Origin of the sequence: Streptomyces sp. NPDC051064 (assembly GCF_044455985.1) — a bacterium.
Lineage (GTDB): Bacteria > Actinomycetota > Actinomycetes > Streptomycetales > Streptomycetaceae > Streptomyces.
Genome location: NZ_JBITFK010000007.1, coordinates 259,769 through 279,270 on the forward strand (window position 1 = coordinate 259,769; position 19,502 = coordinate 279,270).

Consider the following 19,502-nt stretch of genomic DNA (forward strand, 5'->3'; position numbering starts at 1 on the left):
GTTCTGTGCCCGGACCCCTGCGAGAGGTGGATGCCTCCAGGTGACGGGGCCGGGAGTTCCGTCAACAGTGCGGCAACTTTCTGCGTTCTATGAAAAAGTTGCCGGAAGTCGCCCGCGCCTCGCCCTGCGGCGCGCGAGCGCGGACCCCGCCGGGCCTCACGTTGCCGGGACTCCGTGCCACCTCCGCGACAACTCCCCAAGCTCTCCGAAGGCGTTCAGAGGAAGTGAGTCCGTGAACCTTCAGTACCGCGTGTTGAGTCTATTGCGTGACAACGGACCGCTGTCCCGCGCCCAACTCGCGGACCGGCTGGAGGTCCCACGCCCGCGGCTGCTCGGCGAACTCGACCGCATGGTCGCGGCCGGGCGCGTCTGTGAGGCCGGCCCCGCCGCGTCGCGCGGCGGGCGGCGCTCCACCCTCGTCCAGCTCGATCCCGGGGTGCGCTTCGCCGCCGTCGATCTGGGCGCCAGCTCCATCGACATCGAGATCACCGACGGCGCGCTGGCACCGGTGGCCTCCAGCTCCGAGCCGGCGGACATCCGCTCCGGGCCGGTCGCCGTGCTCGGGCGCGTCAGCGAACTCCTGCGTGCGCTGGCGGACGAAGGGCACTACACGCGACTCGACGCGATCGGCATCGGACTGCCGGGGCCGGTCAGCTTCCGCGAGGGCATACCCGTCTCGCCGCCGATCATGGTGGGCTGGAACCGCTTCCCGGTACGCGACACCCTCGCCCGCGCGCACGGCTGTCCTGTCGTGGTCGACAACGACGTCAACGTGATGTCCCTCGGGGAGCAGCACAGCGGGGTCGCGAGGACCGTCGACCACCTGCTCTTCGTGAAGATCGGCAGTGGTATCGGCTCCGGCATGCAGCACCACGGCCGCATCTACCGGGGCGCGGAGGGGTGTGCCGGCGACATCGGGCACGTCCAGGTCGAGGCCGAGGCCGACGGGCCTGTCTGCTCCTGCGGGAACACCGGCTGTCTGGAGGCGTACTTCGGCGGGGTGGCCCTGTCCAGGGACGCCACGGAGGCCGCGATGTCCGGGCAGTCACCCGCCCTTGCCGAACGGCTCGCCGAGCGGGGGGTCCTGACCGCCCTGGACGTCGGGGAGTGCGCGGACGGCGGCGACAGCACGAGCGTCGGCCTGATCCGGGCCGGGGGCCACCGGGTCGGACAGGTCCTCGCCACGCTGGTCAGCTTCATGAACCCGTCGATGATCGTGATCGGCGGAGGACTGACCGGGCTCGGCTACCCCCTGCTCGCCGAGATCCGCAGCGTCGTGTACAAACGCTCGCTCCCCCTGGCCACCGGAAACCTGCCGATCGTCATGTCCGGGCTCGGCCCTCGCGCGGGGGTGGTGGGAGCCGCGCTGCTGGCGAGCGAACTCGCTTACGGTGAGGCGTCGGTGGCCGGGGACGCCTGCGGGGCGGAGGCCGCCGGATAGACGCCCCGGCCGGTCTTCCTGCTCGACCAAGGCCGCACTCCTCTGCTGCTCTTTGTACGTAAACGCAGGTGACTGACGTTCATGTACATAGACACCCGCTCCTGGCCTGGGCGGATTCCCCGATCGATCGCGACCTTCATCCGAGCGCTTGCGTCGTCCTGGCGGACGAGGCGTCGTAGGGGGACGGCAAGGACTGTCGGGGGGTTACGAGGTGAGGTCGGCGAAACTTGGGGAACAAGGGGCGACAGACGATGGGAGGTTGCCATGGATGGCAGAGATCTGGAACTTGGCGAGCTTCTGGCCGCCGCGGAGTCCGCGCCGCCCGGGGCGTCCGTCGGCGTGGTCGCGCACGATCTGCGCAAGCGCTTCGGGGCGGAGAACGTGTCGTTCCTGTTCGTCGACCTCATGGGGGAGCGGCTGCTACGCCTGACCGCGCCCGTCGAGGGCGACATGGCCGATACTCCGGAGCGGATCGGTCTGCAAGGCAGCGTCTACGACACGGTTCTCCGCAGCCAGCGCCAGCATGTGGGGCCGGACGGCCAGGGCGGTCGCCGCGTGATCTCGCCGGTGAGCAATCGGGGTGACTGCATCGGTGTGCTGGAGGTGACACTGCAGTACGCCGACGACGCCGTGCTCGGACAGATCAGCGACGCGGCCCACGCACTGGCTTACATCATCGTCACGGACCGCCGCTTCACCGACCTTTACCACGCCGGCCGGCGTACCACCCGGACCAGCCTGGCCGCCGAGATCCAGCATCAGCTGCTCCCTTCGGCCTCCTGCTGCGAGGCCCCCCAGTTCACCCTCGCCGCAGGTCTTGTCCCGGCCGACGACATCGGCGGCGACACCTACGACTACACCCTCGACCAGGACACGCTGCACCTGTCCATCACCGACGCCATGGGCCACGACACCGACTCCGCCCTGCTGGCCACACTGGTCACGGGCGCGCTGCGCGGCGCCCGCCGTACAGGCTGCGACGCGCTGCACCAGGCCCATCACGCTCACGAGGCCCTGCTGAGCCACAGTCGTGGGCTGGCTACCGGACAGCTGCTGTGCATCCGACTCGAGACGGGCACCTGCGAACTGGTCAACGCGGGGCACCCCTGGCCCCTCCGCCTGCGGGACGGTGCCACCGAGGCCGAGGAGGTCCAGCTCGCCGTGAACCTGCCGTTCGGCGTCGCGGCGCCCTCCTCCTACCAGCTCCAGACGCTTCAGCTGCATCCCGGCGACCGCCTCGTCCTGCTCACCGACGGGATGCAGGAACGAGGGGCCGCAGCTGTCGATCTGGCCTCTCTCCTGGGCGACACCCGCGCCTCGCATCCCAGGGAGGCCGTCCGCACCCTGACCACAGCGGTGCTGGATGCCTGCCGGGGCAATCTCAAGGACGACGCGACCGTCCTCATACTGGACTGGCACGGAACAGAGGAGACCGCTCGGCGAGGCACGCTCGCGGCGCACTGAGCCGTTCAGACGGTGATGGTCTTGTACTCGATGCACTGGGAGAGGCCGGCGTGCGGGATGACGGGCCGTACACGGGTGCACTCGCGTACGTCAGATCCTTCCGAGCCCTCGCAACAGCGTGTCGACGACGAGGTCGGCCGCCCGGGCGGCCGACAGGTCCGGCATCTGCCGCGACGCGAGGTGCATGAGCTGGGGCAGCAGAGCGCCGGCCCATCCCGCCGGTGCGTCGGAGCGGAGCAGGCCCTCGTCGGTGGCGCGGCGGAGGAAGGCGTCGACTTCGCGGATCGAGGCGTCCCTCCGGGCGCGGACCTCGTCGTCGGCGAGCATACGGGCCAGATCGACGGGCCAGGTCCGGTTCACGCCGATGATGTTCTCGACGTACCGGTGCAGAGCCACAGCTACCGGGGCCTCACGCAGCCGCGCGTCCTCGATGGCCCGCTCGATGGCCTCCAGCCGGGACGCGTAGACGGCCGCGAGGAGTTCCTCGCGGGAGGCGAACCGCCGGTAGACCGTACGCCGGTCCACCCCTGCCTCGGCCGCGATGCTCGCGATACTGGCGCCCGGATCGGCGGCCAGCATGCGCGCACCGGTGGTCAGGACCGCTTCCACGTTGCGTACGGCGTCGGCTCTCACGCCTGGAGTTTACCGTCGCACGAGGAACCTGTGACGGCATGTGCCTCAGCGTGGGCGGGCATCACGCCATAGACGCCACACCCAGGTGGCGGACGGTAGTGCCGCCGGGGTCAGGCCGACTCCGGCGGCTTCTGCGCGTCGAAGGCGAAGAGGGTGTTGTCCGCCGCGGCCACGATCACCACGCGCCCCGCGACGGTCACGCGCGGGCTCGCACCCTCCCCGCCCGACGGGCCCTCGGCCTGCGGATCCGTCGTCCACAAGGGTTTGCCGTCGTCCGGCGACAGCGCGACTACCCGGCCGGTGGCCGAGCTGAAATACAGCGCGCCGGCTCCCGCCACGGGGCCCGAAGCGCCCTCCACGGGCGTCTGCCGCGACCACTTCTTCCGTCCGGTCGCGGGGTCGAGCGCCGTGACAAGACCCGTCTGTCCGCTCACGTAGACGGTGCCGTCCGCCATGCCGGGCGTCCCCGCATACGTCTTGGCCAGTCGGGAGTACGTGACCTTCCGCGAGGCCGGGTCGACCCGCGCCACCCCGTCGTACCCGGCCAGCGCCATGCCCTCCATGTGCTCCTGAAGGAGTACGAGACTGCCCTTGTCGCCGCCCACCGGCCTGGCGGGCCCGTCGACCGCGAGGGGCCTGCCCAGTGTCCCCGAGGCGCGGTCGAGCGTCTGCAGGGTGGGGCGGCGCACCTCCAGGGCATCCACCTCGGCGTCCGTCGCGCACATCGCGAAGAGCCGGGGCCCCGCGGGGACGGGAGCGCACTGCGTACCCGCGGGGAACGGCGTCTTCCAGGTCACCTCGCCGCTGTGCGCGTCCCGGGCCTCGAAGCGGGAGTTGGAGGCGTCGACCGTCACGACGGCGGAGCCGGCCACGACGGCGTCCTGGGTCCGGCCTGTGACGGCCGTCGACTGGGCGCCTGACGGCACGGACCACAGCTCCCGGCCGCTCTCCGCGTCGATGGCCACCACCTCGCGGGGAGGGCCCTGCGGGGCGTCCTGGGAGGCGAAGCGGTAGCCGAGCACCGTGTCGTCGGTGGCGCCCACCAGGTGCATGCCCTGGACGGGGACGCCCGGGCTCTTCGCCGTCCACGCTCTCGAGCCGTCCACGGCACTGATCCGGGTCGCGACGACACCGCCACCCCCGCAGAACAGCGCGTCGCCGCGCGCGACGCAACGCAACTCGTCGGGTATGCCCTCGTCACCGCTCTGCACGGTCCTGTGCCACGGCGCGAAGCCGTCCGGAAGGGCGGCGGCCGGCGCCGCGACGCTGTGGCCCTTGTCGCCGCCGCTCCTTCCGAGGCTGCCCGTCTTCAGCGCGGCGACTCCCCCGCCGATCGCTGCCACCGCGACCGCGGCCGCGAGCACAGGCCGCCATCCTCGACGCAGACGGCGGCCGGCCGGGGTGCCGATGCTCCCCGTACCGGGACCGGCCGGGGCGACCGGAGGCGGCGTGGCCTCCGTCCCGGAGTGATGCTGGGTGATCATGTCGCGGGTCCGGCTCGCGCCGGCCGCAGGCGCCTCGGTCGCACCGAGGTCGGACGGCAGGTCACGCAGCAGCACGAGGAGTTCGTCCGCCGAGGGGCGCCCCTCCGGCTCCTTGTCCAGGCAGGACTCGACGACCGCGCGCAGAGCCGCCGGCACGGCGCCCAGCGACGGCTCCTCGTGCACCACCTGATACGCCGTCATGTAGGGACTGTCCGCGTCGAAGGGCCCGTGGCCCGTCGCCGAGTACACCAGCAGGGTCCCCAGCGAGAAGACATCGGACCTCGGGCCCACACCCCGCGGCGCCTGCAACTGCTCCGGCGACATGAAGGGCGGCGTACCGATGACACGCCCTGTCATCGTCAGCGTCTGCTGGTCCGCGGCGCGTGAGATGCCGAAGTCGATGACGCGCGGCCCCTCGGGCGAGAGCACGACGTTCGAGGGCTTCAGGTCACGGTGGACGACGCCCACCCGGTGGATGTCGCGCAGCGCCTCCGCCAGCCCGATGGCGAGCCTCCTCAGCTCCGCACCGTTCAGCGGGCCCTTCGCGGCGATGTGCTGGGCGAGCGTGTTCCCCTCGATATAGGTCGTCGCCATCCACGGCTGCTCGGCCTCAGGGGCGGCGTCGACCACGGCGGCGGTGAACGCGCCGCTCACCCGTCTCGCGGCCGCCACCTCCTGCCGGAAACGGATGCGGAACTCCTCGTCCCCCGCGAACTGCTGGTGGATCAGCTTGATCGCGACCGGCCGCCCCGAACTCGTACGGGCCAGAAAGACCGTGCCCATACCGCCGGAGCCGAGCCGTGCCTCGAGCGGATAGCCGCCGATCTCCGCTGGATCACCTCCGCGCAGCGACACTCTTCCCGACCTCCCGTCCCCCGTGCACCTCGCCGCCACGGGCCTACCTGTCCTGCACCCAAACTAACCGCAGGGCAGTACGGCAGAGCAAAGCGGGTGACGAACAGGGAGCCCCGGGCTGCTCCACGCCGCACACGGCGAAGCTCCGCCAGGAGCCCGGCGTGGCTTCGCCGTGCCTGGAACACCGCACGGTGCGGCCTGTCACCACACGCGTCACCCCGTGGGCGCAGGCCGATCCGACGCCGCGCCGCCCGGTTCCGCTACCAGCCGGCCTTCACCCCCGTGTAGGCGGTACGGCAGTCGGCGTTCGTGGCCTTCGCGGCCAGCTTCTCCATGGAGTTCTTCCAGACCGTCTTGGCCAGCTTCTCCAGCTCCCGCGTCGCGGCGGGCACGTTCGGGCTGTACTTCTTGATCGTCGCCATGGAGGACTTGGCGAACTTGTTGCACACGGGCCCGGCCGCGTTCCGGTAGCCGGTGTCCAGGTCCGCGGCGATCGCCTGGCCGTTCTGGGTCGCCCAGGTGTTCCAGGCCGCGCACGCCGTCTCGGTGAAGACCGCCTGGTCGGCCTCGCTCAGCCCCAGGACCACGGCCAGCATCGTGTTCTGGGCCTTGTCGGGGACCGTGAAGTCGACCACGGGGAACTTGTCGAGGGTCTCGAGCAGCGTCTCCTGACACGCGGGGGGCAGCGGGGCGGCCTGCGCGGGCGAAGGGACGGCCAGGGGCTGAGGCCGACAGGAGAGCGGCGGTGAGTACGGTGCGCTGGACGGTGCGCGTAAGGGTCATGAGGGTGTTGCTCCTTGCACGAAGAACGTGTCGGTCCGGGCACCGCGTCAGCGCCCGCGGCTACAGAACGATCAACGGCTTCCCTTGGTCACGGCCGTTGCGGGCGGGGCCCCTTGGGCGCCCTCGGCCGCAACGGGCCCGGAGGGAGCCGGAACGCGGGGCTTCCGTTCCGGTGGCAGCGCGTTGCGGGTGCGCCGGCGGAAGACCAGGAATCCGGCGAACGCGGCGCCGGTGAGCCAGAGGACCTGGATCGCGAGGCCCTCGCGCACCGACGCGTCGGAGAAGGCCGCGGACATGCTCGCCTGCACGGCTCCGTACGTCGGCAGGAAGCGCACGACGGCGCTGTCCGATCCGGAGCTGGAGAGGGGGTTCTGCAGGGCGACGTCGAGGATGCTGATCATCAGGATGACGAACATGCCCTCCACCTCGCGGCGGAGCACCGATCCGAAGACCACGCCGAACGCGCCGTAGGTGAGGGCGGCGCAGAACAGCGCGGCGGCGAGCATGAGGGGCTGCCGGGGGGCCCAGGCGAAGCCGGCGGCGGCCGTTGCGTACGCGGCGACGGCGGCACAGACCAACGTGAGCGCGGAGAGCTTGGCGAGGACGAGGTGATACCTCGGGTATCCCGCCATGGCCAGGCGGCGGTCGAACGCACCGCCCGTGAAGGTGGCGGCGAACATCATGAACCCGGCGATCAGGGTGACCGCGTTCAGCGCACCGGTGATCTGGGTGAGGTGGTTCCCCGGCGGGGAGAGGATCTCGCCCGTGGCCCGCAGCCGGAACGGTGCGGGCTCGTCGGGGATGGTCACATAGGCGAGGCCGATCCACACAGGGATGTACGCGACCACCAGCAGCATCGCGAACCGGTTGCGGGCATGCCCGATCAACGCGTACCGGGACGCCGTGGTGAAGAGGGACCAGTGCCGCCTCATGCCGTCGCCCCCGCACGCGGTTCCTGAAGGGTGAGGCGCCCGGCGTCCAGGCGCCACAGCACGTCCAGCCGGTCGATGTCGTACGCGAGATGCGAGACGACGAGCACCGAGCGTCCGGCGTCGCGCAGACTCGTCGCCAGCTCCCAGAAGCGCAGATACGTCTCCCAGTCGAACCCTTGGTAGGGCTCGTCCAGCAGCAGTACGTCCGGATCGTGCATGAGCGCCAGGGTCAGGTTCAGCTTCTGCCGTGAACCCCCGCTGAGCTGGCCGGCGCGCCGGTCGAGGTACTCGGTGAAGGCCAGGGTCTCCATCACTTCTCCGGCCCGCCGCAGGTCCGGGAGCCCGAACGCGCTCCGGAAGAAGTCGAGATGCTGGCGGACGGTGAAGGAGTCGTCCAGAACCACGGACTGCGGGCAGTAGCCGAACCTGCCGACATGGTGCACCGATCCCCGGTCCGGCCTGAGTTCACCGGCGAGGGCCTTCAGGAGAGTCGTCTTGCCGGCGCCGTTCTCCCCGACGATCCCGGCGAGGGTGCCGGGCCGCAGCCGAAGGTCGACGCCCCGGAGAACGGCGTGCTGCCGGTAGGAGTGGTGCACATCTCTGACGTCCATCGCGCTGCTCCGTCGTGCCAGGTCTTCCCGACGGCCGCGGAACCGGTCCGCGTCTCCCAGTCGGCGAGTTCGTCCGGCCGGCCACTCGGCGGCATCGACCGGTCCGCTCGTGGTCAACGAGCGGGCCACGCAGCGGAAACGGCGCCGGAGGCAGGTTGGCGTCAACGCGGCGCTCACGCGTGCGGCGGGTCCACCGCCGTCAACACCCGACAAGGGGAGGCACGAGCTCACGCGGGCGCCGAGCTCTCCTCCAGCTCCCCCACGGCCTGCTCCCACAGCTCCGGCAGCAGTTCCCCCATCGGAAGGGCGCGGTCGGCGACGAAGGACACCTCGGCCCAGTCACCGAAGAGCGACAGCCCCACCCCGAAGAGGTGCCCGGGTACGAGCAGGGGCAGCAGGGCGGTGCCCGTCACCTGCGTCTCCCCCAGGCTCCCCTTGTCGGCGAGCGGCATGGAGGTGGCCATGACGTTGGTGACACGTGGGGAGAGCACCCTTCGCATGTACCAGTCGGTGGGGCGTCCCGGCATGAAGCGGACCAGGTCCTGAATGGCCTGCCGCCACGCCTCGCCCCGCAGCTTCCGGGTCGTCGTCATGACGTGGTCCAGTCGCCGCAGGGACGCCTCGCCGTCCTGGGGCCCGTCCGGCCGCCGTGAGGCGATCCGCACGGGCAGCTCCAGCGGAAGGGCGAAGCAGCGGTTCCCCCACGTCTGGTCCTCGTCGGTGCGGCGCGCGTCGACGGGCAGTACGGCCGTCACCCGTGGGAGCGGTACGCCGGAGCGGTCCGACCAGACCGACAACGCCCCGGCGAGAGCGGCGAGATGTACGTCGTGTGCCGAGCCGCCGCGCGGCACACCGATCCGGCGGAGGGTGTCCACCGGTACGCGCCCCCGCCACAGCCGTTGCTCCCCTGAGGGGACGAACGCGGTGCCGGGACGGTGACGGCGGACGACGAGGGAGCCGGCCACGAATTTCGTGGCCAGCCCGACGGCCGCGCCCACGCGCCGCGGCACACCGGCCCTACGGCTCCCGCCCGGCACCGGGCGGGAGGAGGGCTCCCCCTCGCCCAGAATCGTCCGGAAGGTCATGGCGGCGGCCGAACCGTCCTGGCAGGCGTGGCGGAAGCGGTAGCACAGGGCGTACGCGTCGGGTGCGTGGCCGTGGACCAGCCAGACCCCCCAGTACGCGCCGGGCGCGAACGGGGCGTTGAGCGCGGTGTGCAGGGCCGCGTCCCACCCGTCGGGCCCGTCGGCGACCACCTCGTGCACGTGCCGGTCGACGGCGAAGCCGGCGTCCGGCTGCCACCGGAGCCGCCGACCGCCTTCGACCCGGCTCGTGTGCAGGGGCAGTGCGCTCAGGCGGAAGCCCACGTACGCGACGAAATCCGCCAGGGCCGGGGGCGGGCCGCTGAGGAACGCGACGCCGCCGGCGTCCCAACGGACGTCGGGCCGGCGGCGTTCCAGGTTGAGGAAGGCGCGGTCGACGGAGTGGGTGGGGTGGCGAGGAGAGGGGACGGACCGACCGGGCCGGACGGACGTGTCCGACGGGGCGGACCGGGTGGACCGGGCGGACTGATCGGAGACGGGCATGGGGCTTCAGGGCTCCTATTCGTGCCAACAGCGAGCGGGCCGACGGGAAGAGGGACGGGCGGAGCGCGGCGGGCCGACCGGCAGGCCGAGCACCGGACCGGGCAGCCCGGCCACCCCCGTCCGACCCTTCAGGATGACCACCGACCGCGGCGGAGCCGTCCGGCACCGGAATGCCGCTCCCGCTCCTGGCGGCCCCGTTCCCGCCCGCCGCGGTGGACTGCCATATCCGCCGTCAGGGTCACGAGGCGCCCGTTCGCCGTGCGGTGACTGGCCCGCTGCCGCCCGCAGCCCGCCGCCGGCGGCGCGGTCGCGCTCGGGAGGGCCGTCCCGGAACACCGTCCGCAAGATCCCTCGAAGGAGGGACAGGGTTCCGCGCACGTCCGCTCACCCCCGTCACCCCCGTACGTCCGGGCGCCCTGGCCTGCGGCGGGATTCCTCCGATCGGTGCAGGTCGCACCGTCACGGCGCGGCGTACTTCGTTCGGGTGAGCAGATCGAATCGGGGGGTCCCGCCCTGCTCACCGTCTGACATCGTGTGCCGTGTGCCGGAGATCATCGGGCCCCGAGAGGGCCCGAGAAGCCCCCGGCGAGGCTGGGGGCGTCGGGGGACCGGCGAGCACCCGCCGCACCGGAACGGCCGGACGGGTCGAGCCGCTCGCACCACGACCGCCGGGTGACACTCCGCGCCGTGGGACGGCCGGTGGCGCCCCGTTCCGCCGCTCCCGGCCGCCGCAGCAGCGGCACCCCGTCCCCGCCCCTCCGCACCCGGTCGGGGGCCCGTCCCTTTCGAAGCCTTGGAGCCATGGTCGTGCATGTCGCCCTCACCGGCGCCACCGGATTTCTCGGGCTGCGCCTGTTACGTCGCCTGCTCGACACGAACCGGTCGCTCACGGTCCTGGCCCACGCGGGGTCGGGAGACGCTCTGCGCCGCATCACCCGGTTCTTCGAACTGACAGGTGCCACAGAGGCGTTCGTCGCCGGGCTCCCCGGTCGGTTGCGGGTGGTGGAGACCGACCTCGCACAGCCCCGGCTGGGATTGTCCGCGCGGGCGTTCCAGGAGCTGGCCGACGGCATCGGCACGATCTGGCACAGTGCGGGCAGCATCAACCTGGAGGGGGACCTCCCCGAGCTGCGCCGGACCAATGTCGAAGGGACCCGGCACCTGCTGGAGCTGGCCGGCGCCGGCCGCAGTCGGCCCGTGGTCCACCACGTGAGCACCGCCTTCGTGGCCGGGGCACGGCGTGAAGGGGTGGCGTACGAGGACGAGCTGGACGATGCCCAGGGTTTCGAGAACGCCTACGAACGCTCCAAGTACGAGGCGGAGCTGCTCGTCCACGCGTGGTCCAGGGAGCACGGCCGCCCGGCCCTGGTCCTGCGGCCGAGCATCCTGGTCTCCGACGTGCCGCCGCACCCCGAACTGCCCGCGCATCCGCTGCTGGTCATCGAGCGGATCCTGCGTGACGCGCGAGGTGCCGCGGGCCCACAGGACCCCGGCCGGCCCCGCATCCGTACGGTGGGGCATCCGCACGGCCACCTGAACCTGTTGCAGGTGGAGCACGCGGCTGAGGTCATGGTGCGGCTGGCGGGCCGGACGCCCTCGGGCGGGGTCGACACGTACCACGTCGTCCATGACCGCGACGTGCCCGTACCCACCGTCGTGACCCTGCTCGAACAGCTGGTCACGCTCTCGATCGAACTGGTCGCCACCAAGCCGGACGCCCCGTCGGCGCTGGAGGCGCTGCTGGACTTCTATCCGGGCATGACGGTCTATCTCTCCCACCGGCGGCGGTTCGACGACACCCGGGTCAGGTCGCTGCTGGGGCCCTCGGCCGCGTCCGCCCCCGTGGGCCTCGACTACCTCTGGTCCGGTCTGGCCCCTCCCGGCCGGGCACGCACCGGCTCGCCGGACGCACCCGCGACCGCCTTCTCGTCCTCCCGTCACGCCTGACCAGCAGACGTCCTCTCCCGTTGGAGCCTCTCCGTGTCCGTCCTCGCAGCTTCCGGCTCCCCCGCCGCGTCCCCGCCGGTCTTCTCCCCCGAAGGGATCGCGGCCTGTGCCCGGCGGATCCGGGAACCCGTCCATGTGGTCAGCGGGCCGGACGGCCGTGAGCTGGGGCTCGCGACCGGTCCCGTGCCCGGCGGACCGGTGCTCGGTACGCTGCCGCCGCTGTATCCGGAGTGGCTCGGCGGTCGCACCTTCTGCGAGGCGCACGGCGTCCGCTTCCCCTATGTCGCGGGCGAGATGGCGAACGGCATCGCGACCACGGGGATGGTGGCGGCGATGGCCCGGGCGGACATGCTCGGCTTCTTCGGCGCGGGGGGTCTGGCGTACCCCGACGTGGAGCGGGCCGTGCACACGCTGGTCCAGGAGCTGGGCCCGCGCCCGAACTGGGGCGTGAACCTCATCCACTCACCGGCCGAACCGGAGCTGGAGTGGCGCGTCGCCGAGCTGCTGCTGCGCCACGGTGTCCCCCGGATCTCCGCGTCGGCGTTCATGGAGCTGACCCCGGCTGTCGTGTTGTGCGCGGCCCGGGGGCTGCGCCGGGGCGCGGACGGCGACATCGTCCGGCGTACGACGGTGCTCGCGAAGGTCTCCCGGCCCGAGGTGGCCGAGCGGTTCCTCTCCCCCGCCCCGGCCGCACTGCTGAGCTCCCTCGTCGCTCAGGGCGAACTGACCCGGGAGGAGTCGGAGCTGGCGGCCCGGGTGCCGGTGGCCGAGGACATCACCGTGGAGGCGGACAGCGGCGGGCACACCGACAACCGGCCGTTGTCGGCCCTGTTGCCGAGGATCGCCCTGCTGCGCGACGTCCTGTGCCGACGGTTCGGCTACCGTCGGCCGGTCCGCATCGGGGCGGCCGGGGGCCTCGGCACACCGGATGCTGTTGCCGCCGCTTTCGCCCTCGGCGCGTCGTACGTGGTCGTCGGGTCGGTGAACCAGACGGCCGTCGAGGCGGGCCTGTCCGACGAGGCCAAGGCGATGCTCTGCGACGCGGACATCGCGGATGTGGCCATGGCGCCGGCAGCCGACATGTTCGAGCTCGGTGTGAAGCTGCAGGTTCTCTCCCGGGGGACGATGTTCGCCCGGCGGGCCGGGCGGCTCCACGCGGCGTACCGGGCGCACGGCTCGCTCGATGAGATCCCGTCCGCGCTGCGCGTCCCGATCGAACGTGACGTGCTGCGCGCCCCGTTCGACGAGATCTGGCAGCGGACCCGCACGTTCTGGGAGCAGCGCGATCCCGCGGAGATCACCCGCGCGGAGGCCGACCCGAAGCACCGCATGGCACTGGTCTTCCGCTGGTACCTGGGCAGTTCGAGCCGGTGGGCGATCACCGGGGACGCGTCACGGCGGGCCGACTACCAGATCTGGTGCGGGCCGGCGATGGGCGCGTTCAACCGGTGGGTCGAGGGCACCTCGCTGGCCGAACCGGCGAACCGGTCGGTGGTGCAGATCGCACTCAACCTGCTCGAAGGGGCCGCTGTGCTGACCCGCGCCCACCAGCTGCGTACCTACGGAGTCCCGTTGACGCCCGAGGCGTTCACCTACACGCCGTGCGAGCTGGCGTGAGCCGGCCCGGCGCCCCGGAGGCGCCCACGACGACAGCCCCACTCCGAGGAGAGACCGTGCACGATTCCCCGTCCCACCGGATTCCCGTCGCCGTGGTCGGCGTGGGCGCTGTGGTGCCCGGCGCGACGGACGCTGCCGGGTACTGGCGGATCGTGACCGGCGGCCGGGACCTGATGACCGAGGTGCCCCCGTCCCGCTGGCGGGTGGAGGACCACTACGACCCGGACCCGGCCGCCCCCGACAAGACGTACGCCCGTCGGGGCGCCTTCCTGCCGGAGGTGGACTTCGAACCGATGGCTTACGGGGTGCCGCCCGCCAACCTGCCGGCGACGGACACCTCCCAGCTGCTCGCCCTGATGGTCGCCGACCAGGTGCTGGCGGACGCCGGCGGTCCGGCCGGGGTGGACCGGGAGCGGACCGGCGTCGTCCTCGGCGCGGCAGCCCTGGAACTCCTGCCGCACATGTACGGGCGCACCCAGCGCCCGCTGTGGCTCGCGGGGCTGCGGGAGAGCGGACTCGGGGAGGCCGAGGCGCAGGCCGTGTGCGACCGCATCTCGGCCCGTTTCGAACCATGGCGGGAATCGACCTTCCCCGGGCTGCTCGGGAACGTCGTCGCGGGCCGCATCGCCAACCGGTTCGACCTCCACGGCGTCAACCACACCACCGACGCCGCCTGTGCCAGTTCACTGGCCGCCCTGTCCACGGCCGTCGGTGAGCTGGCGCTCGGCCGGGCCGACCTGGTGATCAGCGGAGGCGTGGACACCGGGAACGACATCGGCATGTTCCTGTGCTTCTCCAAGACCCCCGCGCTGTCCCCCAGCGGTGACTGCCGACCGTTCTCGGCCGCGGCCGACGGCACCATGCTCGGCGAAGCGGTCGTCATGTATGCGCTGAAGCGGTTGTCCGACGCGGAGCGCGACGGCGACCGGATCCACGCGGTGATCCGGGGCATCGGCACCTCGTCCGACGGCAGGAGCACGGCGATCTACGCCCCGCTGCCCGACGGCCAGGCGCGCGCCCTGCGACGCGCCTACGAGGAGGCGGGTTACGGACCGGAGACCGTGGAGCTGGTCGAGGCGCACGGAACCGGCACGAAGGCCGGGGACACCGCCGAACTGGCCGCCCTCGGCGAGGTGTTCGGAGCCGCGGGCCGTCCGGACGGGCAGTGGTGCGCCATCGGCTCGGTCAAGTCGCAGATCGGCCACACCAAGTGCGCGGCGGGTGCGGCGGGGCTGCTCAAGGCGGTCATGGCCCTGCACCACAAGGTGCTGCCGCCGACCATCAAGGTCGACCGGCCGAATAAGGCGGCCGCCGCCCACGACGGCCCGTTCTACGTCAACACGGAGACCCGCCCGTGGGTACGGCCCGCAGGGCATCCGCGCCGGGCCTCGGTGTCGAGCTTCGGCTTCGGCGGCAGCAACTTCCACGTCACACTGGAGGAGTACGTGCCCTCGGCGCGGGGCCGCGCGGCCCTGCGCCACCGATCGGCGCCGAGCGAACTCGTCCTCTTCAGCGGCGCCTCCGTGTCGGATCTGGTGCCGCCGCGGACGGACGACGGCCGTCCGCTGGCCGCGCTGGCACGGGAGAGCCACACCTCCTTCTCACCCGCCAACCGGGTGCGGCTGGCCGTCGTCGCCACCGACGGTGAGGACCTGCGGGAGAAGTACGCGCAGGCGGTCGCGTCGGTCCGGCAGCGGCCCGGCACGGCGTTCTCCACACCCGCCGGCGTCCGGTACGCGTCCGGGGAGCCCGCTCCGGGGCGTATCGGCTTCCTGTTCCCGGGGCAGGGGTCCCAGTACGTCGGGATGGGGGCCGACCTCGCCATGCTGGCGTCGGCCGCACAGGCCGTGTGGGACCGGCTCGGCGGCACCCGCTTCGACGGACGGCCGCTGCACCGGGTGGTGTTCCCGCCGCCCGCCTTCACCGATGAGGAGCGTGCGGACCGGCGGGCTCTCCTGGACGCCACCGAGTGGGCGCAGCCCGCCCTCGCCGTACACGCGCTCGCACTGCTGGAGGTGGTGCGGGAGCTGGGCCTGCGGCCGGACTGCGTGGCGGGCCACAGCTTCGGTGAGCTGGTGGCGCTGCACTGCGCGGGTGTGCTGGAGGCGGAGGCGCTGGTGGGTCTGGCCCGCCGCCGCGGTGAGCTGATGCGGGACGCGGCGGTCACGCCGGGCGCGATGCTGGCCGTGGCGGCGGACCGCGCGCACGTGGCGGAGGTGCTGGCCGGCGGCGGATTCGGCGAGATCTGGACGGCCAACCACAACTCCCCGCGCCAGGTGGTCCTTTCGGGCTCCAAGGAGGCTGTCCGGCGCGCCGAGGAGGCGTTCGCGGCCGAGGGGGCGGGTACCCGTCGGCTGGCCACGTCGACCGCCTTCCACAGCCCGCTGGTCGCCGCGGCCGCCGAGCCGCTCGCCGCGTACCTGCGCACGGTGCCGCTCACGGAGCCCGGGATCGAGGTCTACGGCAACGCCGATGCGGAACCGTACCCGTCGCACCCCGACGAGGTGCGCCGCCGGCTCGCCGGTCATCTCGCCTCACCGGTGCTCTTCCAGGACCAGATCGAGGCGATGTACGCGGCCGGGGTCCGGACCTTCGTCGAAGTCGGCGCGGGCGCCGCGCTGACCGGTCTGGTCGGACAGATCCTCGGCGACCGCGAACACGCGGCCGTCCCCCTGGACCGGCCGGGCCGGTCCGGGGTCAGCACCCTGCACGCCGCGCTCGGCGAACTCGCCGTGCGCGGCGTCCCCCTCGATCTCGACAGCCTCTGGGCGCCGTACGGCACGCCCGGAGCCCCAGCGAAGGAACGCGAGCCCCGAATGACCGTGAAGATCAGCGGAGCCAACTACGGTCAGCTCCACCCGCCCCGCGCCGCATCCGCCGAACCGTCGCCCGCACCGGAGCGCGGACCGGAAGGCCGACCGCGGACCGCCCCCGTGCACGCATCCGCGTCCGGCACCCCGACGGTCCCCCCGCCCGCGGTGGAGCCCGCGAATGATCCAGCGAAAGCCCACGACGTCGTACCGTCACCGGGGTCAGGGCCCGTCTTTCCTTACGGCGCCGAGGCCGTCGGCGCCGACTGGTACGCGGCGGTCGAGAATGTCCAGCGGCACACCGCGGAGGCCCACGCGGCCTGCCAACGCATGCTGACGGACAGCCATGTGGCCTTTCTGCGGATGACCGAGACGACTCTGGCCGCGATGCTCGGAGTGCCCCACACGGGTGAGGTGCTCGACGCGGCGGCTCCCCCCGTGCCGCTGTCGCTGCCCCGGCCTTCGTCACCGGGGCGCGCGCCGGCGTCCGTGGCACCGGCTCCGGTCGCGACCGGTGTCACGGCGGCCGTGCCTTCCCCGGCCGCCGCTCCCGCTGCCCCCGCGTACGCCGGGGCGGGAGCAGCGCCTTCGCCCGCGACGGCGACGGCTCCGGCTCCGGCTCCGGCTCCGGCTCCGGCTCCGGCTCCGGCTGATGATGTCGTGCCCCTTTCGCCGTCGGAGCTGGAGGAGTTGCTCCTCTCGGTGGTGGCCCGGCTCACCGGCTACCCCAGCGACATGCTCGACATGGACATGGAGCTGGAGGCGGACCTGGGGGTCGACTCCATCAAGCGCGTCGAGATCCTGTCGGCCGTGCGTCGTCAGGTGGGCGACCTGGGAGCGGGAGACGTCGGCCACCTCGGCAAGCTCCGCACACTGCGCGAGATCGTCGAGGCGCTCACCGCCGGCGCCCGCCCCTCGGGGGATCCGGCGCCGGGCCCCCAGGACGCGGCCGGCTTCCCCGCGGACGTGGTCGCCCCCGTACCGGAGCCCCGCAGTGTGCCCGGCCCCTCCGGCACCCCGGAGGACGCCGGGCTCACCGCCACGCGTGCAGGGGCCGGTGAGACGGCCGTGCTGACGAGGCTGGTACCGCGCGTGGTGGAGTCGCCGGCCTCCGGCCTGGCGACGGCCGGACTGCTGGACGGCCCGGTCGTGGTGACCGGCGAGGGCACGGACGGATGCGGGCTGACCGGTCTCGTCGCCCGGAAGCTGACGGAGCGCGGCGTGGACGCCACCGCGGCGGCGGAGGTGCCCGCAGGCACACGCGGTGTCGTCCATCTCGGCGGGCTGACCGCGGGTGACGGGCCGGAGGAGGCGACGGAGCTCCACCGGTCGGCGTTCCGCGCGGCGCGTACGGTGGCGGCGCGAGCCGCCGCAGGGGTTGCGCTGTTCGTGACCGTGCAGGACACCGGGGGCGACTTCGGGCTCGGTGGCCGCGCACCCGGCCGCGCGTGGCTGGGCGGTATCGCGGGGCTGGCCAGGACCGCGGCGAAGGAGTGGCCTGACGCCTCGGTCAGGATCGTCGACTGCGAGCGGGGCGGCCGGGACGGCGAGGAGCTCGCCGAGGCGATCGTGCGGGAACTGCTCGAAGGCGGAGCCGACATGGAGGTCGGTCTCCGAGCGGACGGCACCCGCACCCTCCTGCAAACGGTGCCCGAGCCGGTGACGCCCGGCGACAGGCGGCGGATCTCCTCCGCGTCCGTGATCGTGGCCACCGGCGGGGCGCGTGGGGTGACCGCCGCCGCCCTGCTGGACCTGGCCAGGACCCACGGTCCACGGATCGTCCTGGTGGGCAGGACCGACCCCGCCGCCGAACCCGCCGAGCTGGCTTCGGCGTCCGACGAGCCGACGCTCACCCGGCTGCTCGCGGAGCGCTCCGGCAGGGACGCTGCGGACTCCTCGCCCGCCCGGATCGCGGCGCGGGCCAGGGAGATCCTGGCCGCACGGGAGGTACGCGCGACACTGGCGGCGCTGGAGTCGGCCGGGTCCCCCGTCCGGTACGTCCAGGTCGACGCCCGCGACGCCGATGCCCTGGCCGCCGCCCTCCGCGACGTACGCGACACGTGGGGGCCGATCACCGGCATCGTGCACGGTGCGGGGGTCCTGGCCGACAAGCTGATCGCCGACAAGAGCGACGAGCAGGCCGAGCTGGTGATGTCCACCAAGGTGGACGGTCTGCGGGCGCTGCTGGCCGCGACGGCGGACGATCCGCTGGACATGATCTGCCTGTTCTCCTCGGTGGCCGCCGTGTTCGGCAACACCGGGCAGAGCGACTACGCCATGGCCAACGAAGTCCTCCATCAGGTCGCGTCGGCCGAACAGGCCCGCCGCCCCGGCTGCCTGGTGCGGTGCATCGCCTGGGGGCCCTGGCAGGGCGGCATGGTCACGCCCGCCCTTGCCGCGCATTTCGGCCGGTCCGGGGTCCCGCTCATCCCCCTGGAGCAGGGCGCGGCCGCCTTCACGGCCGAGCTGGAGGGCACCGCCGGCGAGGCCCGCGTCGTCCTTGCGGCCGGGGACGACCCGGCGGCCCTCTCCCCGGTCGGCGGCCCGCCCCGGGCACAGGTGCTGGTCCGCTCGGACACCCTGCCGCAGCTGGCCGACCACGCTCCCGCCGAGGCCCCGGTGCTGCCCGTGGCACTGGTCCTGAACTGGTTCGCGAGCGCCGCTACGGCCTGGCTGCCGGCCCCCGGGCCGCTCACCCTGCGCGATCTGCGTGTGTACAAGAAGTGCGCCCTGCCGGAACTGGCAGGTGCGGGCCACCGGCTCACCCTGTCCGGCAGCCGGGGCGCACCCGGTTCTCCGTCGGCTCTGGAGGTGGAGCTGCGGAGCGGGGACGGCCTGGCGCACTTCCGGGCCGTGCTGGACGCCGGGAGCGGGGAGCCGGACCCGGCGGAGTGGGATGCCCCGGCCGGCCTGAGGCCGCTCGGCCGGGCCGATGTGTACGACGGGAAGGTCCTCTTCCACGGTCCGCGGTTCCACGCCCTGCACGCGGTGCACGGCGTCTCCGAGCAGGGCGCCGAGGCGACCGTCGCGGGCGTGCGCGCCCTGGACTGGCAGGGCGCGCACTGGCCGATCGACCCGGCCGCCGTGGACGGCGCGCTCCAACTCGCCCTGCTCTGGGCGGAGGCCGTACTCGGGGCGGCGACGCTGCCCATGGCCGTCGCCGAGTGCAGGGTGCACAGGCGCGGCCCGTCGGACGGCACCGTGCGGTGTGTCGTACGGGGACGCAAGGCGCACGACACGGGGGCGCGCTGCGACGCGGCACTGATCGAGGCCGACGGGTCCGTACGGCTGGAACTGATCGGTGTCGAGCTCGTCCGCCGCCCCTCCTGACCCCGTCCC

Annotated in this window: 11 protein-coding genes; 5 read left to right on the plus strand and 6 right to left on the minus strand. The window is 72.9% G+C overall.

Annotated elements, in window-relative coordinates; all coding sequences use genetic code 11:
- Positions 1-232: 232 nt before the first annotated feature.
- Together ACIBCU_RS25645 and ACIBCU_RS25650 are read left to right on the plus strand one after the other, a co-directional pair.
- The gene (locus ACIBCU_RS25645; protein ID WP_362927681.1) at positions 233-1,441 is read left to right on the plus strand and encodes an ROK family transcriptional regulator; all 1,209 of its coding nucleotides are present in this window, start codon (positions 233-235) and stop codon (positions 1,439-1,441) included.
- Positions 1,442-1,705: 264 nt separating this feature from the next.
- Positions 1,706-2,905 (plus strand): PP2C family protein-serine/threonine phosphatase, encoded by a 1,200-nt coding sequence (locus ACIBCU_RS25650; RefSeq protein WP_399234248.1) that lies wholly within the window; start codon positions 1,706-1,708, stop codon positions 2,903-2,905.
- Positions 2,906-2,995: 90 nt separating this feature from the next.
- On the opposite strand, the gene ACIBCU_RS25655 is transcribed toward ACIBCU_RS25650, so the two are convergent.
- From ACIBCU_RS25655 to ACIBCU_RS25680, 6 genes are all read right to left on the minus strand, one after another.
- A complete protein-coding gene (locus ACIBCU_RS25655) occupies positions 2,996-3,484 on the minus strand; it encodes a TetR family transcriptional regulator (RefSeq protein WP_362927807.1) in 489 nt (162 codons plus the stop codon).
- A gap of 164 nt (positions 3,485-3,648) precedes the next feature.
- Positions 3,649-5,877 (minus strand): serine/threonine-protein kinase, encoded by a 2,229-nt coding sequence (locus ACIBCU_RS25660; protein WP_399234250.1) that lies wholly within the window; start codon positions 5,875-5,877, stop codon positions 3,649-3,651.
- Positions 5,878-6,137: 260 nt separating this feature from the next.
- A complete protein-coding gene (locus tag ACIBCU_RS25665; protein WP_399234252.1) occupies positions 6,138-6,512 on the minus strand; it encodes a hypothetical protein in 375 nt (124 codons plus the stop codon).
- Between the two features lie 219 nt (positions 6,513-6,731).
- Positions 6,732-7,592 carry an ABC transporter permease gene (locus tag ACIBCU_RS25670; RefSeq protein ID WP_399234254.1) on the minus strand — a complete coding sequence of 287 codons (861 nt, stop codon included), beginning with the start codon at positions 7,590-7,592 and terminating at the stop codon, positions 6,732-6,734.
- Positions 7,589-8,203, minus strand: coding sequence for an ABC transporter ATP-binding protein (locus ACIBCU_RS25675; RefSeq protein ID WP_399234256.1), 615 nt, complete (start codon positions 8,201-8,203; stop codon positions 7,589-7,591). The genes ACIBCU_RS25670 and ACIBCU_RS25675 overlap by 4 nt, the downstream gene beginning before the upstream one ends.
- A 227-nt stretch (positions 8,204-8,430) precedes the next feature.
- Positions 8,431-9,789, minus strand: a complete 1,359-nt coding sequence (locus tag ACIBCU_RS25680; protein WP_399234258.1) for a hypothetical protein — start codon at positions 9,787-9,789, stop codon at positions 8,431-8,433.
- Positions 9,790-10,590: 801 nt separating this feature from the next.
- Between ACIBCU_RS25680 and ACIBCU_RS25685 the strand changes: the two genes are divergently transcribed.
- The 3 genes from ACIBCU_RS25685 to ACIBCU_RS25695 are packed head-to-tail and all read left to right on the plus strand — an operon-like array spanning position 10,591 to position 19,493.
- Positions 10,591-11,736, plus strand: coding sequence for an SDR family oxidoreductase (locus tag ACIBCU_RS25685; protein WP_399234260.1), 1,146 nt, complete (start codon positions 10,591-10,593; stop codon positions 11,734-11,736).
- 33 nt (positions 11,737-11,769) lie between these two features.
- A complete protein-coding gene (locus ACIBCU_RS25690) occupies positions 11,770-13,353 on the plus strand; it encodes a PfaD family polyunsaturated fatty acid/polyketide biosynthesis protein (RefSeq protein WP_399234262.1) in 1,584 nt (527 codons plus the stop codon).
- Between the two features lie 56 nt (positions 13,354-13,409).
- Positions 13,410-19,493, plus strand: coding sequence for an SDR family NAD(P)-dependent oxidoreductase (locus ACIBCU_RS25695; protein WP_399234264.1), 6,084 nt, complete (start codon positions 13,410-13,412; stop codon positions 19,491-19,493).
- Positions 19,494-19,502: the final 9 nt, after the last annotated feature.